The 19,369-nt window shown below is 63.5% G+C and carries 16 protein-coding genes and 2 pseudogenes; 8 read left to right on the top strand and 10 right to left on the bottom strand.

Annotation, left to right across the window (positions count from 1 at the left end; translation table 11 throughout):
• Positions 1-7: 7 nt before the first annotated feature.
• The 3 genes from ACVW17_RS12770 to ACVW17_RS12760 are packed head-to-tail and all read right to left on the bottom strand — an operon-like array spanning position 8 to position 2,638.
• Positions 8-964 carry a PDR/VanB family oxidoreductase gene (locus ACVW17_RS12770; protein ID WP_456752218.1) on the bottom strand — a complete coding sequence of 319 codons (957 nt, stop codon included), beginning with the start codon at positions 962-964 and terminating at the stop codon, positions 8-10.
• A 14-nt stretch (positions 965-978) separates the two neighbouring features.
• A complete protein-coding gene (locus ACVW17_RS12765) occupies positions 979-2,298 on the bottom strand; it encodes a Rieske 2Fe-2S domain-containing protein (RefSeq protein ID WP_456752217.1) in 1,320 nt (439 codons plus the stop codon).
• A 13-nt stretch (positions 2,299-2,311) separates the two neighbouring features.
• Positions 2,312-2,638 (bottom strand): hypothetical protein, encoded by a 327-nt coding sequence (locus tag ACVW17_RS12760; RefSeq protein WP_456752216.1) that lies wholly within the window; start codon positions 2,636-2,638, stop codon positions 2,312-2,314.
• A gap of 196 nt (positions 2,639-2,834) precedes the next feature.
• Here ACVW17_RS12760 and ACVW17_RS12755 point away from each other — a divergent pair, with 196 nt between their 5' ends.
• Positions 2,835-3,329: a MarR family winged helix-turn-helix transcriptional regulator gene (locus tag ACVW17_RS12755; protein ID WP_456752215.1), complete on the top strand. Its 495-nt coding sequence runs from the start codon at positions 2,835-2,837 to the stop codon at positions 3,327-3,329.
• A gap of 19 nt (positions 3,330-3,348) precedes the next feature.
• Here ACVW17_RS12755 and ACVW17_RS12750 read toward each other — a convergent pair whose 3' ends face one another.
• The 4 genes from ACVW17_RS12750 to ACVW17_RS12735 are packed head-to-tail and all read right to left on the bottom strand — an operon-like array spanning position 3,349 to position 8,616.
• Complete coding sequence (locus tag ACVW17_RS12750; protein WP_456752214.1) at positions 3,349-4,542, bottom strand: CaiB/BaiF CoA transferase family protein; 1,194 nt, start codon at positions 4,540-4,542, stop codon at positions 3,349-3,351.
• A 10-nt stretch (positions 4,543-4,552) separates the two neighbouring features.
• Positions 4,553-6,790 carry an acyl-CoA dehydrogenase gene (locus tag ACVW17_RS12745; RefSeq protein ID WP_456752213.1) on the bottom strand — a complete coding sequence of 746 codons (2,238 nt, stop codon included), beginning with the start codon at positions 6,788-6,790 and terminating at the stop codon, positions 4,553-4,555.
• 9 nt (positions 6,791-6,799) lie between these two features.
• Positions 6,800-7,609, bottom strand: a complete 810-nt coding sequence (locus ACVW17_RS12740) for an enoyl-CoA hydratase/isomerase family protein (RefSeq protein WP_456752212.1) — start codon at positions 7,607-7,609, stop codon at positions 6,800-6,802.
• A gap of 56 nt (positions 7,610-7,665) precedes the next feature.
• Positions 7,666-8,616 carry a FadR/GntR family transcriptional regulator gene (locus ACVW17_RS12735; protein ID WP_456752211.1) on the bottom strand — a complete coding sequence of 317 codons (951 nt, stop codon included), beginning with the start codon at positions 8,614-8,616 and terminating at the stop codon, positions 7,666-7,668.
• On the opposite strand from ACVW17_RS12735, the pseudogene ACVW17_RS12730 reads away from it, so the two are divergent.
• From ACVW17_RS12730 to ACVW17_RS12720, 3 genes and pseudogenes are all read left to right on the top strand, one after another.
• Positions 8,564-9,199: pseudogene (locus ACVW17_RS12730) on the top strand (acyl-CoA dehydrogenase family protein); the annotation flags it as partial. The gene ACVW17_RS12735 and the pseudogene ACVW17_RS12730 sit on opposite strands and share 53 nt — an antisense overlap.
• Before the next feature lie 55 nt (positions 9,200-9,254).
• Positions 9,255-9,755: an acyl-CoA dehydrogenase family protein gene (locus ACVW17_RS12725; protein WP_456797175.1), complete on the top strand. Its 501-nt coding sequence runs from the start codon at positions 9,255-9,257 to the stop codon at positions 9,753-9,755.
• A gap of 56 nt (positions 9,756-9,811) precedes the next feature.
• The gene (locus ACVW17_RS12720) at positions 9,812-11,011 is read left to right on the top strand and encodes an ABC transporter substrate-binding protein (protein WP_456756407.1); all 1,200 of its coding nucleotides are present in this window, start codon (positions 9,812-9,814) and stop codon (positions 11,009-11,011) included.
• A gap of 148 nt (positions 11,012-11,159) precedes the next feature.
• On the opposite strand, the gene ACVW17_RS12715 is transcribed toward ACVW17_RS12720, so the two are convergent.
• Positions 11,160-12,332 carry a phosphotransferase family protein gene (locus ACVW17_RS12715; RefSeq protein ID WP_456797174.1) on the bottom strand — a complete coding sequence of 391 codons (1,173 nt, stop codon included), beginning with the start codon at positions 12,330-12,332 and terminating at the stop codon, positions 11,160-11,162.
• Between the two features lie 289 nt (positions 12,333-12,621).
• Between ACVW17_RS12715 and ACVW17_RS12710 the strand changes: the two genes are divergently transcribed.
• Positions 12,622-13,818, top strand: coding sequence for an ABC transporter substrate-binding protein (locus ACVW17_RS12710; protein ID WP_456752208.1), 1,197 nt, complete (start codon positions 12,622-12,624; stop codon positions 13,816-13,818).
• 78 nt (positions 13,819-13,896) lie between these two features.
• Here ACVW17_RS12710 and ACVW17_RS12705 read toward each other — a convergent pair.
• A pseudogene (locus ACVW17_RS12705) lies at positions 13,897-15,087 on the bottom strand (CaiB/BaiF CoA transferase family protein).
• Between the two features lie 26 nt (positions 15,088-15,113).
• Positions 15,114-16,412 carry an enoyl-CoA hydratase-related protein gene (locus tag ACVW17_RS12700; RefSeq protein WP_456752206.1) on the bottom strand — a complete coding sequence of 433 codons (1,299 nt, stop codon included), beginning with the start codon at positions 16,410-16,412 and terminating at the stop codon, positions 15,114-15,116.
• 127 nt (positions 16,413-16,539) lie between these two features.
• On the opposite strand from ACVW17_RS12700, the gene ACVW17_RS12695 reads away from it, so the two are divergent.
• From ACVW17_RS12695 to ACVW17_RS12685, 3 genes are all read left to right on the top strand, one after another.
• A complete protein-coding gene (locus ACVW17_RS12695) occupies positions 16,540-17,721 on the top strand; it encodes an acyl-CoA dehydrogenase family protein (protein WP_456752205.1) in 1,182 nt (393 codons plus the stop codon).
• A gap of 71 nt (positions 17,722-17,792) precedes the next feature.
• Positions 17,793-18,551 (top strand): SDR family oxidoreductase, encoded by a 759-nt coding sequence (locus ACVW17_RS12690; protein ID WP_456752204.1) that lies wholly within the window; start codon positions 17,793-17,795, stop codon positions 18,549-18,551.
• Between the two features lie 18 nt (positions 18,552-18,569).
• Positions 18,570-19,364, top strand: a complete 795-nt coding sequence (locus tag ACVW17_RS12685; protein ID WP_456752203.1) for an enoyl-CoA hydratase-related protein — start codon at positions 18,570-18,572, stop codon at positions 19,362-19,364.
• The last annotated feature ends 5 nt before the right edge of the window (positions 19,365-19,369 follow it).

The raw sequence follows: 19,369 nt of genomic DNA, 5'->3' as shown, positions 1-19,369 counted from the left end.
TGTTGTTCTAGAGATCGAGCACCAGCGTGCGGGATTTGGCACCCGAGCAGCAGATCATGACGCTCTTGTTCGCCGCCTGCTCTTCCTTGCTCAGGAACTGGTCGCGATGATCGGGTATGCCCTCGAGCACGCGCGTTTCGCAGGTACCGCAGACCCCTTCGGTGCAGGCGTAGTTCGCGGCAACTCCGGCATCCAGCAACGCATCGAGGATCGTCTTGCCGGGCTCGACTGCAATCGTGCGGCTGCTTCGCGCCAGCTTGATGTCGAATCCGCCTTCGATGGCGGGCGCTTCCCGCGCTTTGAAATACTCCAGATGCACGTGATCGGCCGGGCGACCGGCAGCCGCCGCCTCGAATGCCTCGAGCATGGGTACCGGACCGCAGCAATAGAGATGTACGTGCACTGGCGCGCCTCTGACAATTGCCGGCAGATCGAAGGGCCGTCCCGCTCGCTCGTCGTCGAAATCGACCTGCGTCTTCGAGCGATTGGACCGAAACGTCGCGAGCTCGTCGAGGAACGCGGCGGCGGTACGCGTCCTTGCGGCGTAAAACAGCTCCCAGCTGCGTCCAAGCGCCTCCAGCCGTCGGATCATCGACAGCAGCGGCGTGATGCCTATTCCGCCTGCGATCAGGATCGAATGCTCGGCGTCCTCGTGCAGCACAAAATTGTTGCGCGGTTTCGAGATCGTCATGATGTCCCCGACCCTTACGGTGTCATGGACAAAACTCGACCCTCCCCGGCTTTCCGCATCCTTGTTGACCGCAATGACATACCGGTGCCGTTCGCGCTGATCGTTCACCAGCGAGTAGCTGCGGAGCATGCCGTTCGGCAGATGCAGGTCGATATGACTGCCGGCGGTGAAGGGCACCAATTCGGTGCCCGTTCGGGCAATCAGCTCGTAGGAATTGATCCGCTCGGCCTCGAGGCAGATCCGCTTGACAAGCACCTCCTGCGTGTCAGCCATATGGTTGGATGGGCTCACAGCTCGTACCCGAAATCGGCGCCGAGCTTCGCCCGCATGAATGGTGCGCCGACATCGACCCAGGAATCCTCCGGCGGCAACCGCAACGATACGGCCCGCACCATGAAGACGTCGGGGTCCGACACCCCCTTCGGCCTGATCGCGTGATCACGATGGGCGCCGAGCGCTTCCAGAATGAAGCGCCGCGTCATCGCGATGCCGGTATCGCTCGAGCAGAGCGTCTCCTTGGTGCGATCGAAGATCGGCGAGACACCACTCTGGCAGGCGCCGTCCTGCACCCAAAGGCCGGGCAAGCCGGAGAACCAGGTGGTCCGCTGCGCCTCATCGTCGAATTGGAAACCGTTCTGCGGATTGTATTTGGTCCAGTAGCCCGCGTACGGGACCGTCACCGGGTGCTCGACGAGGGCGTGGCGGCTGGCGTGACCGCTCTCGCGGCCCTTATGTCCTTCGACGAACACCTGCCGCGTCTTCTCCGGCAGCGGCGCCGACGGATGATAGGAGAACATGATGCAGAGCGTGTTCTCGTCATCGATCGGCACCCAGGCGTGCCCGCTCAGATCCGGGAACGGAGACAGCGGGGGCACCAGCGTGTAGAACGGCAGAAGGAACTGGTTGACGCGCCAGTACAGCGTGTTGGCATCGTAGTTGCGCCGCGCGGCGATGCTCATGCCGAAGTCCTGCTTGATGCATTCGAAGGTCGGCCGCAGGTCGCGCTTCTGGATCCAGGCGCTCGTCGTGCCCTGGGCGTCCAGCCGCCCGTGCAGCAGCGGCGCGTGCGCCGAGTCGATCTCACCCTCGACCGCCTGCAGCCAGTTGCACTCCTGGACCCGAACCGAGATGTGCACCTGCTCGGCCGGCACCAGATTCCATTCGAGGTTCGGCAGCGGCGGAAGCTCGGCCTGGTCGGGACCCATGTAGGTCCAGATCATCCCGTTGCGTTCCCTGCAGGGATAGGCCTTGATCCGCACCCGCTCCTTGAGGCGGCTGCGCACCGGCTCCGCCGGCATGTCCGTCACCGCGCCGGTGACGTCGAATTTCCAGCCGTGATAGACGCAGCGCAGCCCGCAATCCTCGTTTCGCGCAAAGACCAGCGGCGCGCCGCGATGCGGGCACGCCTGGTCGACCAATCCGATGCGCCCCTCGGAATCCCGAAAGGCGACCAAATCCTCACCCAGCAGCCGGATGCGCTTCGGCTGCCCGTCTTTGGCGAGATCCGCCGACGGCAGGAAGGGAATCCAGTACAGACGAAACAGGTCACCGAGCGGCGTGCCCTTGCCGACCCTGACCAGGCGTTCATTGTCTTCGCGCGAGAGCATGGGTTTGCCTCCTTCAATTGCGTGTGGCCGGGCCCGCCGCCCCGCCGAGAAGCGCGGCGACGCGGTCGGACAGTCCGAGATCCTGTGCGGTCCAAAGCGGATCGGATGCGGTGAGTGGCTTGCGCGGAATTGGAGGCTGCTTGCCCTCCTCCACGAGGCCGACGATCAATTCGATACGCCGCCGCTCCAGCTCCCGCAGGGCGTCCTCAACGACGGCGGCCTCGGCCGTACATCCCGGCAGCTCCGGATAGGTCAGGCGAACCCGCCACTGCCCGGGTTCGGTTTCAACCGCCTCGGCCTCAAGCAGATAGGGAATCGACAGCAGCTCACGCAGGTCCAAGTTCAACCTCCCTGCACGACGTCTCCGCGTTGATACGTATACGTACTACATGGTGAAGAGGCTGACAAGAGCCGGGAGCGATTGCATCGTTCGGGAGCAAGCTTGGGCGGCGGTTGACCGCAGGGTTGAGGGCAATCAGCCAAGCTGCTAACGGCTAAGGCGAATTTGTAAATCGCAGCTAGGGTTTAGCGACGGCATGGCAGCCGATAGGGCAACGAAGATTGGTTCGGCCGCAGACATTGCGCGCAACTGGCAGCTGGAAGGCGGAGTCGGATTTCTGCTGCGGCTGCTGGAGGCCCGTTACGACGGGCTCTATCAAAGCATGACGCGGCAGAGCGACATCACGCCGCGACAGTTCGGCGTGCTGATGGCGCTTTACCAGTTGGGCCCCCTCACCCCCTCCGTGCTGGCGGACCGGATCAGTTGCGACCGCAACACGCTCAGCGAAATGCTGAAGCGGATGGTCGCGCGCCGGCTGGTCTCCAAGAAGGACAACCCGGAAGACCGCCGCTCGCTGCAGGTGCAGATCACGGCCAAGGGCGAGGAAGCCCTTCTGGCGGTTATTCCGGCCGCGGCCGAGTTGCAGAACATCATGCTGGCTCCGCTGCGCAAGGAAGATCGCGCGCATTTCCTGAAATGCCTGCTGGCGATCGCGAAGGCTCCGCCGCCGGACGCGCCATCGGACAGTTGAGATCGCGATGCCCGCCCTCCTAGGCCGGCGCCTTGCCGAACGTACCGGCAGCAGCGAGTGCCGCGATCGCCTCCGGCGACAGTCCGAGGATTCGCGACAGCACATCGTCGCGCTGCGCGCCGATCCCAGGAACGTGACGTCCAATCGGCGTATCGGCCCCGGACATCTGCCATGGCGCATTGACGCCGACGAATTCACCGGCACCATCCGAGACCGTCCCGAACACACCACGCTGGCGCAGATGCGCATCGGTCAGCGCCGCGCCCGGCGTCCGGTACTCGGCGCAGGGAACGCCGGCCCGATCGAGCGCCGCGATGCATTCAGCAACCGTGTGGCGCTCGGTCCATTGCTCGATCACCTGCATCATCGCGGTCCAGTTGGCGCCGCGTGCAGGAATGGCCGTGAAGCGCGGATCGTTCGCCAGCTCGTCCTGCCCCGTGACCTCACACAACGCCGCAAAATTGCGCGGGGTGACCGGGGCGATCAGGATATCGCCATCGCGCGTGCGGACCGGCCCATAGGTCGGACGCCGCGAGCGGATCGGGAATTGCGCTTCCTGCAGCTCGTAGACCAGCAGGTTCAGCATGCAGTCCATCAAGGCGACGTCGACGCGCTGCCCCTTCCCGGTGCGTTCACGCTGGACCAGCGCGGTCTGAATCGCGGAGTAGCCGAAAATGCCACCAAGGATGTCGGCGACAAAGATCGCGCCGGCCGCCGGACGATCGCGATCACCGGCGTATCGCATCAGGGAGTGATCGAACCCGCTCTCGGCATGCACGATCATGGCGTAAGCCGCGCGCCCGGCCGCAGGGCCTGACTGGCCATAACCCGAGATCGAGCAATAGATCAGGCGCGGGTTGATCTCGCGAAGCGCCTCGTAGCCAAGGCCGAGGCGGTCCATGACACCGGGGCGGAAATTCTCGACGACGATGTCCGTCTCTACGACCATGCGATGCACGAGCTTGATGGCATCAGGATTCTTCAGGTCCAGCGCCAGGCTGCGCTTGCCGGCATTGAGCTGACCGAAATACGTGCTGTGGCCTTCACGCAGCGGCGTCCGCAGCCGCATGTCGTCACCTTCCGGCGGCTCGATCTTGATGACCTCGGCGCCGACGTCGGCGAGCAGCCGCGCGCAATAGGGCCCCGCCACCATGATGGAAAAATCCAGCACCCGCACATCGGCGAGTGGCGCCCTGTCGCTATCCTTCTGCATCCGATCTCTCCTACCTCGGCAGCCCGAGCGCCCGCTGCGCGATCAGGCTGCGCTGAATCTCATTGGTCCCGATGCTGATCACCCACATTAGCGAATGCCGCAGATTCTGCTCGAAGCGACCGTTGTCGATCGCGCCGGGCATTTGCTCGGACAGCGCGGCACGCATCCCGAGAATGTCGAGCGCGGCCTCGCCGAAACGCTCCATGAGTTCTCCGGAGAACACCTTGCTGATCGCGCCGTATTCCGGCGGCGTCACGCCATCGGCGGCAAGCTCGGCGCAGTGCATCATCAAGAGACGGCCGATCTCGATCTCGGACGCCAAGATCGCCATCTTGTCGCGGACGATCGGATCATCAGCCAGCAAGCGATCGCCTTCCCTGGCCATCACATGCGCGCGCAGCTGTTCGAAGGCGTACGCCACCTTCAGGACGATCCCGCCACCGACCAGCCCTCGCTCGAAGGCCAGCGCGCCAGTCAGCACCTTCCAGCCGCCATTGACCTCGCCAACCAGGTTTTCGGCGGGAATGCGAACATTGTCGTAGAAGATGTTGGCAAACGTGCCGTCATACATGGTGACAGACGGACGGGGCGTGATGCCCGGCGCGTCCATCGGCACGATGAACATGCTGATGCCGGCGTGCGGCGGCTTGGCGTCCTTGTCGGTTCGCGCCGCGAGGAACATGTATTTGCCCCACCAGGTGGTGGTCCAGATCTTCTGGCCGTTGATCACCCAGTGGTCACCGTCCCTGATCGCGCTGGTGCGCAGCGCCGCGAGGTCCGAGCCCGCCTGCGGCTCGCTGTAACCCATGCCGTGCATGGCTTCGCCGCGCAGGATTTCCGGAAGGTATCTTTGCTGCTGTTCGGGAGTACCGAACATCATCAGCGCATTGGCCTGGATCGCCGCGCCGATCCTCGGTGCCTCGGCCCGCTCCATCGTCTCCATGAAGGCGATCTGCTCCAGTGGAGAACGTGCCTGGCCGCCGAACTGCTCTGGCCATCCGAGGCCGATCCACCCGGTCTCACCCATGTTGCGGGCGAATCCGGCATCGAACTCGCGTTTGGCGAACGGCCTCTGGTCAAACGCTTCCTTCGTGCTTCCGGACCAGTTTTGCTCGACCCAGAGCCGGACCTGCTCACGCAACGCATTTCCAGCCGACCCAAGATCGTACTGCGGCAGCCCTGCACCGCCGGCGTCGAGCAGCCGCGCGGCCAGTCTGCGTTTTACATCCGAAGCCCCGCCGAGCGCGATTGTATCCAGATGCACGCGCTTGAAATGGATTGGCGCCTCGTGCTCCTCGGCATAGCCGATCGCACCAAATGTATGCTGGGTCTCCAGCGAAATCCGACGCAGCGCATCGCTTGAAAACACCGATGCACAGTCCGCGAAATATCGCCAGTCGTCATCGCCGCGATCATGGAGTCTGGCGACATGCTCCAGGACGAGCCTCACGCCCTCGAGCGCGATCAGGCTATTTGCGAGCTTGTGCTGAATGGCCTGGAATTTTCCGATCGGCTGGCCGAACTGATGCCGTTGCTTGGCGTAGTCCACGGCGAGCTCAAATGCTCGCCGGGCGGCGCCATAGGCACGCGCAGTCAGTGCGACCTTGGCCTTGAGACGGAGATCGCCGAGATCGACCGTTCCTACGGGAATGAGCGTGACCGGCGCTGCGTTCAGCCTGATCTCGCAAGACCCCCACGCCCCCATCGCGCGGGTTGCGACGCTTTCGACACCGGGATTTCCAAGATCGACCAGCGCGAGGTGGGCCTGACCGAGCGCGACCAGAAGATGCGTGGCGCTTCCCCCCGCCTCGACAAAGCGAAGCACGCCCGTTGCCTTGAGGTCGGTGACCTCGATCGAGCCCGTACCGGGATCCGGATCCAGCGCACCGAACGAGAAGGCGACGATAGCTCCCCCGGAGTGCAGCCGCTCCAGGAGATCCACCACGACGTCGATCTGCGATCCCGAGATCGCAAGATTGGCGAGCGCCGCGGACCACATCGGCGCGAGACATCCGGCGCGGCCAAGCTCTGTCATGATGACGAGAATTTCGGCGAGCCCGCCCTCGTCGCCCTCTGCCCCGAGCACGGCTACGCCCTGCCCGACCAGCTTGCGCCAGATCGCGGATAACTCGTCCGGCGAGGACGATGCCGCTGCGCCACGCGGACGCCAATGCTCATCGAGGAATCCGCGCAGGGAGTCGCGCAGCATCCCCGTGACATCGTCGCTCGACAGTTCAGTTGCAACCATGGGTCCGGCCTACGCCTGGCCGAACCGCGGCTTGCGCTTCTCCTTGAACGACATGGTCGCTTCCTTGTGGTCGGCGGTCTCGAACGTCACCTGCTCCAGCGCCATCGAGGCCTCCAGCAGCATGTTCACGCGCTCCTTGACGATCTGGTTGATCGAGAGCTTGGTCCAACGAATGGCCCAGGTCGGACCGCTCGCGAGCTCGACCGCAATCGCGCGGGCCTTGGCCAATACCTCGCCGCGCGGCGCGACATGGTTGACCAGCCCGATCCGCTCCGCCTCATTGCCCTTCAGCAGCGTGCCGCGGATCAAGAATTCCTTGGCCTTGTTGATGCCCACCAGCAACGGCCAGATCACCGTGCCGCCGTCGCCCGCGACCAGGCCGACACGCGACACATGAGTGTCGCCAATCCGCGCATCCTCGGCCATCACCGTGATGTCGCAGAGCAGCGCATGGGTCGCCGCAAGGCCGATGGCGTCGCCGTTGATCGCGGCGATGATCGGCTTGTCGAGCTCGAGCTGCCGGGTGACGCCGCGCCGGCTGATCATGGGGTCGTGCACCTCGCCCTCTTCGAGCACGTCGCCGCCCGGCCGCTCCGACATCGCCTTGACGTCGCCGCCGACGCTGAAGAAGTCGCCGGCACCGGTCAGCACCACCGCATTGACGGCGTGATCGTCGGCGAGGTCGTCCCAGATCGTGCGCAGCTCGCGGATCAGTTTCTGATTGATCGCATTGCGTGCCTGCGGGCGGTTCAAGGTCACGGTCGCGACCTTGTCCGCAACCTCGACCGTCAGGCATTCATATTTGGCGTAGCTGGACACGTTTGCCTCCATTGTTATTGCTGTTTAGGTGTTGATTTATTGGCGAGAACGGCGCGCTAGCGGCGCATCCCGGGCTGCACGTCGGCCAATGCGACATGTAGCGACATGGCTCCCGGATCCTGCTCCAGCATTCGCTGCACGGCTTCTAGGTGCGATCGCAGCAGCCGGCTCGCCAGCGTCACGTTTCGTTCGCTCAGCGCCGCCAGGAATTGCCGCCGTTTCTCCGCCAGCCGAGCCATCGCGACCCCGCTCGAGGCGACCTTGGCATAGACGAAGCGCATGTGGATCTCGGTGACGGAGTCCACGATCATGGCAATTACCTTGTTGCCGGTCGAGGCTGCGAGCAGCTTGTAGAATTCGCGGGAGCATTCGACCCGATCGAGCAAGCGGCCCTCCTTTGTGGCAAGCTCGGTCCGCTCGATATTGGCTTCCAGCGCGTCGAGGTCGGCGCGGCGCGCATTCGCGCATGCCAGCTGCACCACGAGATCGAGCACGTGGACCCGCGCCTCGGATAGTTCCCGCACCGAAATCGTTCCGAGGCTCAGCATGTCGCGCATGACCTCGTTCATGCGGCGCGTGTCGCCCTGCTGGATGAAGGCGCCGCCCTTGACACCCTTCTGCAACCGCAGCACGCCGGCCATCTCCAGGCTGCGCAGCGCTTCCCGCAGCACGTTGCGGCTGACGCCGAGCTGCTGCGCCAGCTCGCGCTCGGCCGGCAGCTTGTCGCCGGGCTTCAACACGCCGAGCGCCAGTTGCTCGCGGATCCGCTCGCAGATCTCCTCGAATGTCCGCCTGGTGTGGATCGGCTTGAATGTCGGCGCGGCGGCGGAGCCGGCCGCGCGATGATCGACGGCCCGCTCCCGCCGGTTCGGCGAGGCGGTGCGGGAGCGCTGCGGCGCGCGAGGGCTTGACTTGGTGCTCATGCGATGAATTATTAAATGGATCACCCATTCAATGGAAGCCCTTTTTTTGGCTTCCGGCAAAGAAAACGAAACGGGAGTTCGCATGAGTTTTTCCGAGGAGCAGGTCGCCTTCCGCGACAACGTGCGCAGGATGGTCGCCAAACATGTCGCGCCGATCGCCGCCGAAATTGACGAAACCGACCGCTTCCCGCTCGAGCTGGTCAAGCTGTTCGGCGAGATGGGACTGATGCAGCTCTGGGTACCGGAGCGCTATGGCGGCCCGAACGGGAATCTGACCATGGCCTGCATCGCGCGCGAGGAGATCTCGAAGGTCTCGCCCGCCTGCGCATCGATCGCGGCGCTCAACACCATGTTCATCATGCCGCTGCTGCATTTCGGCTCGGAAGAGCAGCGCAAGAAGTACCTGCCGATCATCGCCGAGGGCGGCGTCGTCACCGCCATCGCGATCTCGGAGCCGCAGGCCGGCTCCGATGTCGCCGCGCTGAACACCCGCGCCCGCAAGGACGGCGACAGTTACGTCCTCAACGGCCGCAAGCAATGGTGCAGCTATGGTGTCGCCGCCGATTACATCGTGGTGATGGCGCGAACCAGTGACGGCGCCGGTGCCGACGGAATCAGCGCGTTCATTGTCGAGCCGAAGACAATGCCGGGCATCACCTTCGGCCGCCACGAGCGCAAGATGGGCTTTCGTGGCGCCCCCAACACCCCGATCTTCTTCGACAATGTCCGGGTTCCGGCCGAAAACCTCGTCGGAGAGGAAGGCAAGGGTTTTCGTGCGTCGATGCGCGCGCTCGACCTCAACCGCCCGGACCATCGGCGCCCAGTCGGTCGGCCTCGCGCAGGGCGCGCTCGATGCGAGCGTCGCATACGCCAAGGAACGCAAGCAGTTCAAGCAGCCGATCGCCGAGTTCCAGGGCGTGCAGTTCATGCTCGCCGACATGGCCATGCAGATCGAGGCGGCACGCGCCCTTGTCTATGAATGCGCCCGCGCCGGCGATGCCGGCGACTGGAAGCGGCTCAACCTGCTCGCGAGCATGGCGAAATGCGTCGGCAGCGACATGGCCATGAAGGTCACGACCGACGCGGTCCAGATCTTCGGCGGCTACGGCTACACCATGGACTACCCGGTCGAGCGCATGATGCGCGACGCCAAGCTGACGCAGATTTTCGAAGGCACCAACCAGATCCAGCGCGTGGTGATCGCCCGAGAACTCTTGCGCTAACGCAGATCAATTTCAACAAGAAACGAATTACAGGGAGAACGACCTTGAATTACCTCATCGACCGGGCTTTGGCGGCCGTCGCGCTGTCGGCCCTGCTGGCGGCGCCTGCGTACGCGCAGAAGACCTATGGTCCCGGCGTCAGCGACACCGAGATCAAGCTCGGACAATCGACGCCGCTCAGCGGTCCGGCCTCCGCCTTCGGCGCGGGCGCCGGGCGCGCCGTCGTGGGCTACTTCGAGATGCTCAACACGAAAGGCGGCATCAACGGCCGCAAGATCAACTTCACCCAGCTCGACAACGCCTACAGCGCGCCGAAGGCCGTCGAGCAGTCGCGCAAGCTGATCGAGGACGTCGGCGTCCTGGCCGAAGTCGGCACGATCGGCACCGCGCCCAACGTCGCGATCCAGAAATACCTCAACGCCAAGCAGGTGCCGCAGCTGTTCATCACCGCCGGCGGACGCCGCTTCAACGATCCCAAAACCTTTCCGTGGACGATCCCGCTCTATCCGGACTTCGAGACCGAAGGCCGCGTCGTCGCCAAGTACATCCTCACCGCAAAGCCCGACGCCAAGATCGGCGTGCTCTACCAGAATGACGATTACGGCAAAGACTACCTCAAGGGCCTCCGCGCCGGCCTCGGGCCCAAGGCCGAGCTGATCGTTGCCCAGGCCTCCTACGAGCTTGCCGACCCGACGATCGACTCGCAGATCGTCCAGCTGAAGGCCGCCGGCGTCGACACTTTGATCGAGCAGTCGTCGTCGAAGGCCGCGGCACAATCCATCCGCAAGGTCTACGAGCTCGGCTGGAAGCCGCTGCACGTGATCGGCGGCTCGACGGCATCGGTGGAAACCATCCTGAAGCCCGCCGGCCTCGAAGCATCGAAGGGGCTCGTCACCACGCAGTTCCTCAAGCAACCCGGTGATCCGGCCTGGGCCAATGACGACGAGGTCAAGGCCTACAAGGATTTTCTCAAGACATACGCACCTTCGGCCAATCCGGACGATTATTCAGTGCTGGTTGCCTACATGAACGTACATGCCGTTGCGCTGGCACTCCGCAGGTGCGGCGACGACCTGACACGCGAGAACCTGATCAAGCAGGCGACTTCATTGAGCGGCGAACGACTGCCGATGATGCTCCCAGGCGTTTCGATCGGAACCAGGGCCGGTGACTACACGCCGTTCAGGACCTTGCGGATCGCGACATTTGATGGAGAGAGTTGGTCCCTGACCGGCGAGCCGCTGTCGGCCGACTAGAGCAAAAAGCGCGGGCAAGAGCCGCCCGAGTTGACTCTTGCCGCGACAAAGCCATGGTCAGCGAAGCGGCACGCCACAACCGATCGATATCGTCGCGCCGACGCCTAGATGAGTAGCGGCCGAGCGGCACGATCGTGACCCGACACCTTCACTCCTTTGACCAATCCAGATCGGCCATTGCCGTTGACATCCTTCCGATCATTGTCAAGGTCGTATCCTCGGGCTGCATGTTCGGCAGCAATGGCGAGTGACAGAGTGTGATCGTCCACATCAGGAGCGCGTGCACGATCTGTTGCCGGTAGTTGCGGAAGCTCTCGTCGAAGTCCGGCTTGAAACCGGTCAGCTCGGCGAAGCGCTCGAGGTACCTGGCCAGCAGATCCCTCTCCCATTTGCGGCGATCCTCCGGCGTCAGTGCCGCCGTGACGGCATAGGCAACGTCGCGCGACCAGTGGCCGCGCGCTAAACATTGCCAGTCGCACAGGCCCATCTTCCCCGCGCCGGTCTGGTACCAGTTTCCAATGTGCACGTCCGAATGAAGCAAGCCTTGCGGCTGGCTTTCATGCACGGCGAGCGCACGCATGGCCGCCGGCCATACCGCATCACGCTGCGCCAAAACGCTCTGCGGAATGACGCGCGCGGCGGCATCGAACGCTTTCCGTGTGTAGTGCTCCAGATCCATCTTCTGCGCCCCGATAGTGAACCAGCGCGGGTAAGCAGCGACCCACCGGTACTGGGTCGCGAACGCGGAATCGCCATAGAACCGGGCATGCAGCGCAGCGAGCAGATCGATCATGTCCTCCGCCATGGCGCGGGAGACGTATGTCCTGTGACTGCAGAAGCTGGCCGACTTCGCCGCCACCAGGTCTTCCAGCAGAAGGATCGAGGCAAACGTCCGCGGGTCAAATGCAGCATGATACCCGGCCGGCGCCTCGATTCCGAGTTGCGGCCGCAATTGCATGTAGAAGCGCCCCTCGGCGCGAGCGGTCCCGTTGAACCCGCCGATCATCCTCGTGACGACACTCGGCAACGACTTGGTGAACATCGAACCTGGGAGGCCGGCACGCCTCCCCGCTTCGTTATAGCTCACGACCAGACGATGCCGTTCATGGGTCCCGGCGCTGGCGGGCTTGACCTCGACCTGCGTCACCATCGCGCCCGGCACCTTGCCGCATAGAACCGCGGTCAGCCATTCCGTGGTGATCGCGCCCGGCGAGCACGGCACATCGTCATGTTGCCGCGCCTTCGGCCGCACCAGCCGCTCATAGGCAACTCGCCCTCCGATCTTCAACGCGGCCAGAGCCGTCGCGCTCGAGGTCCCCATGTTCGCTCCCACGGCCTTCGATTGCAGGAAGGCTCAACGCGGCGCTTCCTGATCGGGAAATTAGTACACTTTAGTACGACTAATAGCATAGATCGATCCGCGTTCAAGAGCCGGGATCGCCGCGGCTTCCCAACTCGAGCTCCGCGCCGCAACAAGCCGCCGCGGCAAATACCGCATGACGCGATCTCCGTTGTGTCGTATATCGTACACTTGCATACTTATATCAGATCGCCGCGCCTGACGCTCTCGATGTCATGCGCAGGACGACAAGCAACAACGGAGGGGAAACATGAAAGTCTCAACCCTGGTTGGGGTCTCGGCGCTGTTGTTGGGGTGCCACGCAGTCGATGCCATTGCCGCCGAGAAGCACTATGGGCCAGGCGTTACCGACACCGAGATCAAGATCGGCCAGACCGTCCCCTACAGCGGACCGGCATCTGCGTTTTCGAGCTATGGCCGGGTCATGACCGGGTATTTCCAGATGCTGAACGAAGCCGGCGGGATCAACGGGCGGAAAGTGAACCTGATCTCGCTCGACAACGCCTACAGCCCGCCGAAAGCCATCGAGCAGACCCGCAAGCTGGTCGACGACGATGGCGTGCTCGCCGAGGTCGGGACGGTCGGCACCGTGCCCAACGTTGCCGTTCAAAAGTATCTCAACCAGAACAAGGTTCCGCAGGTCTTCATCTCGGCCGGCGGCCGCCGCTTCAACGATCCGCAGAATTTCCCGTGGACCGTCCCGTTCTATCCGCCGTTTGAGATGGAAGGCGCAACCTTCGGCAAATTCATTCTCAACAAGATGCCCAACGCAAAGATCGCGGTGCTCTATCAGAACGACGATTACGGCAAGGACTACCTCACCGGCCTCAAGACGGGACTGGGCGGAGAGAGCGCAGCGAAGATCGTGGCGGAAGCGAGCTACGAGCTCAGCTCTCCCACGGTCGATTCCGAAGTGCTCAGGCTCAAGGCGTCGGGCGCCGATACGCTGGTCTATTTCGCGACGCCGAAGTTTGCCGCACAGGCAATCAAGAAGATCAACGAGATCAACTGGAAGCCGGTCCAGTTTCTCGCCAGTCCGGTCAACTCGATCCAGGGCGTGCTGATGCCAGTCGGCTTCGAGATCGTTCAGGGCGCCTACACGACCCAGTTCGCCAAGCAGGCCAGCGATCCGGCCTGGGCCGACGACCAGGAGGTGAAGGACTACATCGCCTTCATGAAGAAATGGGCGCCGAACGACAGCCCGAACGATTTCGTCGCGCTGTCCGGCTATATCAATGCGCAGGCCATCGCGAAGGGCTTGCAGCGATGCGGCGACAATCTGACGCGCGAGAACCTGCTCGCCCAGGCAACCAGCTTCAACAAGGACCGGGTCGGCATGCTGCTGCCGGGAATCGAGCTGACGAATTCCATGGACAACTATGCCCCCTACCGCGCCCTGCGGATGGCGATCTTCGAGAAGACCTCCTGGAAGCTGCTCGACGAATAGCGCCGCCACGACGTCGACGGTGCACTGCTGTCGTTCTTCACAATGAACTGGCGCAGGAGCACCGCCGCCTCACGCCAGTCAACCCACGATCTGCTCGCGACGCAGTTCCGCGATGCTCGCCGCGGACAGGCCGATTTCCGTCAAGACGTCGTCGGTATGCTGTCCGAGCGTCGGCGGCGGCAGGCCGGGCTCGCGCGCTTCCCCGACGAAGGTGACGGGGTGTCCGACACAATTCAGACGCCCCGCCGCGGGATGATCGTACTGCATGATCCGCTGGTTGGCGCGGGTGTGCGGATGATCCAGCAGCTGTGCCAGGGTATTGATCGGCGAACAGGGAATGCCGACCTCGTTGAGCACGGCATTCCAGTGCGCGACGCTGTTGCCGGCGATCACCGCTTGCACATGCTGCAGCGTCTCGGCGCGATGCCTGACCCGATCCGCATTGGTGCGGAATCTCGGGTCGTCCACGATCGCGCTCAGGCCGGCGACAGCGCAGAACTTGCGCCAGAGATTGTCGTTGGCGACGCCGATCATGATCGGACCGTCTGCGGCCTCGAAGGCCTGATAGGGGCACAGCGATTCATGGCTGGAGCCGCATTTCGCGGGCTGCGTTCCCTTTTCCTAGAATGTCTGGAGATTATAGCCGAGAAGCCCAAGCGCGGTGTCGAACAACGACACCTGGATCGCCGCGCCCTTGCCCGACTTCTCGCGCGCCAGCAGGCTGGCCAAAATCCCGCTGAAGGCGTGCACCCCCGTCATCTGATCGATCGGGGAAATCGGACTGCGGATATAGCCGCCGCCCTCGTCGCCCGTCATCGACATGATGCCGCTGAAGGCCTGCAAAATCACGTCGTAGCCCGGCGAATTCTTGAGCGGGCCCGTCCGGCCGAAGCCGGAGATGCTGCAATGGACCAGCCGGCCATTGAGCGCACAAAGACTGACGGCATCAATACCGAGCCGCTCTGCCACACCGGTGCCGAAGCTTTCGATCGCGACGTCGGCCGACTTCGCGAGTTCATGCACGAGGTTGCGTCCCTTGTCGGATTTCATGTCGATCGCAATGCTGCGCTTGTTGCGATTGGCGCTCAGGAACACGGTGCCGAGGCCAGCGGCGGGAAACGGCGGCCATCCCCGCGTCTCGTCGCCATGCCCTACCGCTTCGACCTTGATGACCTCGGCGCCGAGATCGCCGAGATATTGCGCGCAGAGCGGCCCGGCGAGCACCTTCGAAAGATCGAGAACCTTGATACCGTCGAGAGGTCTTGGCACGACGCATCTCCTTCCTGAAGCGCGAGCTAGTTCAACCCCGCCGCAAACAAGCCACCCAGATAGGCCGGAAAGCCACACTGCGTGACCAGCACGTAATCGGCAGCCCGCCGTTCCGCCTCGTTGAGCCGCCCGCGCCAGGCCGCGGCCGCCGCATCCGCGTCCGCGAGCCGGGAGCGCAGCAGCTGCTTGCCCCAGCCGTTCGATTCATCCTCATGCCAGTAGGCGTCGCCTGCGATGCGACCATCGAAGTCGGGCTTGCGTTGCCCGTCGATATGAAAACCGGCCCGTGCAAAGGCAACGGACAGCTCGCTGCCAGGCTCCGAACCCGCGCCAAGGACCTCCGATACTGCCGTGACAGCCTCCATGATCTTCGGATTGATCTCCTTCTTCCTGAACCGCTCATAGTCGAGCCGGCCAAGAAACAGTGTCCTGATCATGTTGCGCGGCTCCCGCCGCTGAATGAGCCTGGCAAAGATCTGCATCTCGGTGCGGATCGCCGTGTCGAAATCCTGTGGAAGTCCCTGCTCGATGCAGTCGAGAATGGCTGACGGCGCCGGATAGTGTCCGAGCGTCTCGGCAAGCATGTTGCCGCGCGCTTCTGCGATCATGGCCGCGACGCCCACTGCGTCTGCTGCGCGCCAGTCCGGCTGATCCCAGGGTTGCTCGGCTAGCAGCTGTGACAACACCCAGCGTTCGGCGGCGGCGACCTCCTCGCCCGGCGCCACCAGTTCATCTGCGAGGCCGGTCGCGACGGCCGCCTGCCCGCCGATCCGCGCACCGTCCAGCAGGACCGGCAGCGCCGCCTCGATTCCGATCAGGCGCGGCAGTCGCTGGGTTCCGCCTCCTCCCGGCAGTAAACCAACCAGTGACTCAGGCAAGCCGAACGTCGCTTGCGGATGGTCGGCGATCACGCGGTGATGCGCGGCAAGGGCGAACTCGCAACCGCCTCCCAAGGCAAGGCCGGCGATCGCCACCGCCACCGGCTTGCCAGCCGTCTCGAGCTTACGCAGGCCACAACTCAGCCGGAAGAAATGATCGAAGGCCAGACGATCGCGTTCGCCGGCGGGGGCCGCCATGATCATGTCGTAGGCGGTCTCCAGTTCGGCGAGATCCGCGCCTGCGCAGAACGCCGAGGATTTGCCGGAGCGGATCACGACACCAGCCACATCGCTTTCCCTGAGCCAGTCGGCAAACAGACCGATTTCCTCGATCGCGGCATTCGAGAGCACGTTCATCGACCGTCCGGGCATGTCGAAGATGAGGTGCAGCACGCCATTACCCATCACCTCGATCCGAAATTGCTTCAGTTCCGGCCGGCTTGCCATCGATGTCCCTCCACTCGCAACCGTTCATTGATGTACGATCATTCTTGCATTGGATCGGTTTCGGGTTGCGCGCCCAATCCGAATACCGTACACTAGCAAACTAAATCAGACGGGACACCATTTGACAATGATCGAGCGCACGATCTTTCGCGAGGAGCATGAACTTTTCCGGCAGACGGTCCGCCGCTTCGTCGACCGCGAGATCGTGCCCTTCCACGCCCAGTGGGAAGAAGACGGAATCGTTCCGCGGGAGCTGTGGCTGAAGGCCGGCGCCGCCGGCCTGCTCTGCTGCACCGTGCCTGAGGAATATGGCGGCATGGGACTGGATTACCTCTTTGACGTGGTCGTCTTCGAGGAACTCTGGCGGTCGGGCGCCAGCGGCCCCGGCTTTCTGATCCATACCGATCTAGTTGCGACTTATATCCTGTCGTTCGGGACCGAAGCGCAGAAGCGCAAATGGCTGCCAAGGATGGTCTCGGGAGAGGCGATCGGGTCGCTGGGGATGACCGAGCCTCATGCAGGCAGCGACCTCAAGGCCATCAGGACGCGCGCAGTGCGCGACGGCGACGAGTTCGTCATCAACGGCCAGAAGGTCTTCATCTCCAACGGCCAGCTGTGCGACTTCGTCGTGCTGGCGACCAAAACCGACAGCCAGGCCGGCGCCAAAGGCGTGACTCTGTTCATCGTCGAGAGCGATCGCGACGGCTTCAAGCGCGGTCGCAACCTGGAAAAGCTCGGCATGAAGGCGCAGGATACGTCGGAGCTGTTCTTCGACAATGTCCGGATTCCTGCCGGCAATCTGCTCGGCAAGGAGGGCAAGGGATTTGCCCAGATGATGACCAAACTGTCCCAGGAACGGCTGGCGCAGGCGATCCGGTCGGCGACCGTCACCGAGACGGTGATCGACTGGACGCTCCAATATACCTCCGAGCGCAGCGCGTTCGGCCAGAAGCTGGCCGATTTCCAGAACACCCAGTTCAAGCTCGCCGAGCTCAGGACGAAGGCGGCCGTTGCGCGGGTCTTTACCGACAAGTGCATTGCACTCTTCATGGAGGGCAAGCTCGATCCGGTCGACGCGGCGATGGCCAAGATGTTCACCTCCGAGCTGCACTGCGAAACAGTCGACGAATGCCTGCAACTGTTCGGCGGTTGGGGCTATATGTGGGAATACCCGATTGCGCGGGCCTATGCGGACGCACGGATCGTCAAGATCGCCGGTGGCTCGATCGAGATCATGAAAACGATCATCGCGCGACAGATGTATTCCCAGCGCGGATTCGACATCCAGAAGAACGGGTCGGCCGGATAGGCCTCCCTCCTTCGGGAGGCCAGGTCATCTGCAAGAGCCAAAAGAGCGACAAGCAACAAGGGAGATCAGCGTTGAAAGGCTTATCAGGGAAAGTTGCCGTCGTGACCGGCGGCGGACAGGGCATCGGACGAGGATTGACGCTGCGGCTGGCGGAAGAAGGCTGCAAGATCGCGATCTTCGACATCAATCCGCAGGGCGGCGAAGAGACGGCAAAGCTCGCGCCGCAGGCCATGATCAAGACCTACTCCGTCGACGTCGGTGATGCCGCCTCCGTCGAGGCCGCGGTCGCAAAGGTCGAAGCCGAGCTCGGTCCGATCTGGCTCCTGGTCAACAATGCCGGCTGGGATCGCCCGATGCCGTTCCTGAAAACCGATACGGACCTATGGGACAAGATCATCCGCATCAACCTGTATGGGCCGCTCAATACCCACAAGGCCATCGCACCGCTGATGGCCGAACGCGGCGGTGGCCGCATCGTCAACATCGCTTCCGACGCCGCGCGCGTCGGGACCAGCGACGAGGCGGTCTATTCCGCCTGCAAGGGCGGATTGATCTCTTTCACCAAGTCGCTGGCGCGTGAACTGGCGCGCAAGAACGTCCTGCTCAACGCCGTCTGCCCGGGCCCGACCAACACCCCAATGATGGCAGCGGTGCTTGGCGAGGGCGAGCACGCGGTGAAGTGGAAGGACGCGATGGTCAGGGGCATCCCGCTCAAGCGGATGGGCGAGCCCGAAGATTACGGCGGGATCGTCGCGATGCTGGCATCCGACGACGGCAAATTCATCACCGGACAAACCATTTCCGTCTCCGGCGGAATGAACATGATCTAACGCGCGGAAGGAAACGCCATGACCGATCCCAAGCAATTCACCGATGTCGTCTATGAGGTCCGCGATCGCGCAGCCTGGATCATCATCAACCGGCCGAAGGTCTACAACGCGTTCCGCGGCCAGACGCTCGAGGAGCTCATCCAGGCATTCCAGCTCGCCGCCAACGATCGCCAGGTGGCGAGTATCGTGCTGACCGGCGCCGGCGAGAAGGCGTTCTGCACCGGCGGCGACCAGTCCGCGCATCAGGGCCAGTATGACGGTCGCGGCGTCGTCGGTCTTCCCATCGACGAGTTGCAAGGCCTGATCCGCGACGTACCGAAGCCGGTGATTGCACGGGTCAACGGCTTCGCCATCGGCGGCGGCAATGTGCTCGCCACGCTGTGCGACCTGACGATTGCGGCCGACACGGCGCAGTTCGGCCAGGTCGGCCCCAAGGTCGGCTCGGTCGACGCCGGCTGGGGCACCGCCTTCCTCGCGCGTCACGTCGGCGACAAGAAGGCCCGTGAAATCTGGTTCCTCAACGAGCGCTATACCGCCGAACAGGCCCGCGAGATGGGGCTCGTCAACAAGGTCGTTCCCGCCGCTCAACTCGACGACGCGGTGAAAGATTGGACCGACAAGCTCGCGCAGCGCTCACCGACCGCGATCGCGCTCGCGAAACGGTCGTTCAACGCCGATTCCGATAACATCCGCGGCATCAGCAATTTCGCGCTGCATGCCGTCAAGTTATTCTACGACACGGACGAATCCAAGGAAGGCGTCGCGGCCTTCAATGAGAAGCGCGATCCGGACTTCCACAAGTTCGCCCGTTGACAGAC

This window comes from Bradyrhizobium sp. USDA 4473 (assembly GCF_054063335.1).
Note: the sequence above shows the minus strand (reverse complement) of the source record. Positions and strands in the feature narration are given on the sequence as shown.